Origin of the sequence: Dorea sp. AM58-8, from assembly GCF_003464045.1 — a bacterium.
In the GTDB taxonomy this organism is placed as follows: Bacteria; Bacillota; Clostridia; order Lachnospirales; family Lachnospiraceae; genus Claveliimonas; species Claveliimonas ammoniilytica.
Genome location: NZ_QSDM01000044.1, coordinates 1 through 3,809 on the forward strand (window position 1 = coordinate 1; position 3,809 = coordinate 3,809).

Here is a 3,809-nt window from a genome sequence, read left to right on the forward strand (position 1 = left end):
TTCCATATATCTTATTATCACACTGTGTCTCTGACATATCTCATACGAAAACTGTTTTATATCATCTGATATCTGCCTCGAAACCAGTAATTTCTTTCTATATTTGCAGCCAAAAATAATGTGATATTGTAATAGGTATTTGTGTCTGTTTTTAGATTTCCATGTTCCCATGCCATGAGCATGCCATGAGTATACAATAATTTCTGATTTTTAGCTACCTTAACCCACCGTCTAAAGCCAGTGGGATTGCGGTAGCCCTATTTCAATTCCGATAGATGCACATCTCGTCTGACAAGACAGAAAAAAATCCACACGCCCTTTACCGCATCCATAATCAAGCAACGTATTTCCTTTTCGCATATATCCGGCATTCGCCAGACGCTCCAGTACCGAATATGGAGTCGGTTCATAAGGATATCGATACCTGTCCGCATTAGAGTCATCCCGTCCCATTGTCCGAATATGCAATAACTTATCCCATCTTGTCTCGTTCTTATCTTCTTTCATCATTATTCATTAACAGCCATCGAATTCCTTTGGCAAGCCTCTTTCCCGAATCCGCAAAATGACCTCCCGCATTCCATTCCAGAATCACCTGCTCTGCCAATGGATCCGCCCGTAGTATCCTTTCCTGTTCTCTGGTACGTTCTCCCACCGTTGCCATCACTTTATTCTTTGTCTTCTCTTCTTTTCCACCAAGGCTCAGGTACACTTTACATTTATGTTGAAGCTTATGTTCTCTCACATAAACAGTCCAATCTTTGAACCACATAGAACCCGAACAGCATACGATTCCTGAAAACATATCACATTCATATGCTGCCCATAACGCAAATAAGCCGGCAAGAGAATATCCCGTCAGCCAATATTCGCGATCTTTCACATCATATGTTTTTTCAATATATGGAATACATTCCTCTGTCAGCCATTTCAGAGTATTCCTGCCCTGTCCTGCAAATCTTTCTGTTCCAAATGCTGCTGGTGCTTCCCAAGGTGAAAAATCCTGGTTCCAGTCTTCCACCTGAAATGCCACAAGCAGAAAGTCATTCTCCGATACTATTTCTAACAGCTCTTCCCATAAATGTTCCACTTCATGCTCCTGATGTGGATACATTCCCCAGAAAATAACCGGACCTCCATGCCCGTGCTCTGCCATATGCAGTTGTATTCCATCTACAAAAGTCTCTGTCATCTCTATATCTTTTCTACTGAAACAATCATTACTTGCCATCATTCTTATCTTCATCTTTCTTTAAAGCATCTGATACATTGCCATAAATTTCTGCCATATCCTTTGGTAGCTTCGTCACCAAATACATGATAGGGATAAGGAAAAATGTTGCCCCCAAAGATATTGCTAAGAAAAGCTGACCATATGGATTGCCTGCAATTAACAATATAATGGTGATTATATAAAGTACTGGTATTATAATGGCACATACCAAAGCCAGGATTTGTCTAAAATTCATTTTTCTTTTCATATGTCTATATCCCTTTCATTTTCTTATTATCAATACCATGCATCTTCCCAATAATCATACGCATCGTCGTATCCATCGTCATAGTCTCCATCTCCAAATTCCTCTGCCCACTCATCCGCAAAATCATCTGGATCATCATAATCGTATACATCATAAGGATCTGTTCTTCTGGTGGACGCATTACCGCTTGAGGTTGATGTATCAAAGGAATCGCCACCAAGTCTGCCACCTGCAGTAGCTGTATTACTTGAACTTTCAGCAGTCTCAGGCTCCGCTTCTTCCTGCACAGTATTCACTGTCACTCCACCAACTAAAAGTTTTGACTGCCCGTTGCTGGTATCCAGACAGTATTCTGTTCCCTGATGTCCTTTGATATTAATTGCACTACTGCGATCTGCATTGCCAATATATACGGTAATTGTCTGATCTCCGTACTCTATGTCATGATTATGGTCTCCCGGTGCATGCCCTTCGTTCATCACATCCTGTTCATTCTCCATCAGCCGGATAAATGATTCATAACTTCCGTCTTGCGTGTCTTCCGCATAAATCTGATCAATACTTTCGCTACTATAAGATACTGCATAATAATATGTATAATTTACTTCCTCACTGCTGGTATACTTCTTAAAAATATCATCTGTCAAGTCATCGTAAGTAACTATAAGATCATCCACACCTGCCAAACGCATCTTATCCTGTAACTGTGACGCATATTCTTCTATATAATCTTCCGCTTTGGCATCTACTTTTTTCTGTTCAGCGGCTATCTTTTTTTGTTCTTCCTCATACTTCCCTGCTTTATACTTTGGATAAACACCCTGCAACAAAAACAACAGCACGATTATCACTGTCATAGATATGAGAAATACTTTCCCTTTCTTCTCATCACTCATTGTGTTCCCTCTCATTCCTCTTCATCCCCTGAACACGATCCACGAGTTAATCAGTCATCGTAATGATTCCAGTTTTATGTCCATCTTCTTCTGCAATCTCTCTTTCACATCGTCCCTTGCAAATGCTGTCTCCACTGCATTCTGCATCATTTTTCGAATCTCTTCATCACTCACGCCATACGTTTTCTGCACAAATTCCAGTTCTTTTGTAAGACTGGTATTGCTGACCGTCCGGTTATCAGTATTAATACTTACTTTCAGCCCTGCATCTAGGAATTCTCGAAGCGGATACTCCGCGGTGCTCTGCACCGATTTCGTCTGGAAGTTGCTGATTGGACACATTTCGATACCAATACCTTTCTTTGCCAACTCAGACTGAAGCTCCCGATGTCCACGCATGGCAATACCATGACCAATACGCCTAGCTCCTGCTTCTACTGAGTCTATGATGTTCTGAACATTTCCACACTCGCCTGCGTGAAGCGTAAATGGCATGCCAAGTTTCTTCACAGTCTCAAATACATCCATAAATTCAGACATAGGATACAGTGCCTCTGCCCCAGCCAAATCTGCTGCACAGACACCGTCGCCCAGGTATTCTCTGGTAATTTGGAGCATCCGCAAATTCTCCTCTGCGCTGTGATGACGCATGGCACAGGTGATAATTCCATATTCTACACCAAAGTCCTGCTTTCCTTTATTCATACCGGCAATGACTGCTTCGATCACCTTCCTGCAATCCATGTCCGAGGTCTCGGACAACAATGGTGCAAAACGTACTTCCGCATAATAAACATTTTCCTGATACATACTGCGAAGCACATCATATCCTGCTTCCCGAAGACCTTTCTCATCCATCAGACATTGTCCCGGAAGATCGAATTTCTCCAGATACTCATTGAGACTCCGGCAGTCATCCGATACGCTCAGTTCTTCCTGCAATATCTTTCTGCCAAGTCTCTTTTCGATAAAGTTCCGACTCAGTGAACCGTCTAAATGACAGTGAAGTTCCACTTTCGGTAATGCAACTAATTCGTCTCTCGTCATAATTAATCACCTCGTATTCAGATCCGAAGATCACTTCCAGATACGGACTACACTTTGCAGCCTGACTGAGTTCATTCGGATCAATCTTGTCTTTCATTTTGAATTCCAACGAGAATACATAGAGATCCGTGACCACTAACACATCTGCATAAACGCGAATATATCTGGATCTACGGATTCTCAGGTGAACTACCCATTGTCTAAAGCCAATGGGCTTCCTGCTTCGCAGACCTCGTAACCTACTATCTCCACAGGCGTTAATTCGGGCAGTCCCTGCCTATATTGTTATTTTTATGCTATTTGTCTTAATCCTTCTTCCAGTATATTCTTTGCTGCATTAATATCCCTGTCATGATTTGTTCCACAGACAGGACATATCCATTCC

7 protein-coding genes are annotated in these 3,809 nt (G+C 41.8%); all 7 read right to left on the minus strand.

The features are described from left to right. On the minus strand, positions 1 to 171 hold a 171-nt coding region (locus DXA18_RS17550; protein ID WP_199665598.1), incomplete at its 3' end, for a transposase. A 60-nt stretch (positions 172 to 231) separates the two neighbouring features. Further along, on the minus strand, positions 232 to 510 hold the full coding sequence (locus tag DXA18_RS15250) for a hypothetical protein (RefSeq protein WP_330424629.1): 279 nt from the start codon (positions 508 to 510) through the stop codon (positions 232 to 234). Further along, on the minus strand, positions 494 to 1,234 hold the full coding sequence (locus DXA18_RS15255) for an alpha/beta hydrolase (protein ID WP_243007166.1): 741 nt from the start codon (positions 1,232 to 1,234) through the stop codon (positions 494 to 496). The genes DXA18_RS15250 and DXA18_RS15255 overlap by 17 nt, the downstream gene beginning before the upstream one ends. Beyond that, positions 1,221 to 1,481, minus strand: coding sequence for a hypothetical protein (locus DXA18_RS15260; protein WP_118384570.1), 261 nt, complete (start codon positions 1,479 to 1,481; stop codon positions 1,221 to 1,223). Before DXA18_RS15260 ends, DXA18_RS15255 begins: the two co-directional genes overlap by 14 nt. Positions 1,482 to 1,510: 29 nt before the next feature. Then, positions 1,511 to 2,392, minus strand: a complete 882-nt coding sequence (locus DXA18_RS15265) for a hypothetical protein (protein WP_147345617.1) — start codon at positions 2,390 to 2,392, stop codon at positions 1,511 to 1,513. Between the two features lie 39 nt (positions 2,393 to 2,431). Next, positions 2,432 to 3,424: an adenosine deaminase gene (add, locus tag DXA18_RS15270; RefSeq protein WP_118384572.1), complete on the minus strand. Its 993-nt coding sequence runs from the start codon at positions 3,422 to 3,424 to the stop codon at positions 2,432 to 2,434. 291 nt (positions 3,425 to 3,715) lie between these two features. Further along, on the minus strand, positions 3,716 to 3,809 hold a 94-nt coding region (locus DXA18_RS17555), incomplete at its 5' end, for a zinc ribbon domain-containing protein (protein WP_147345552.1).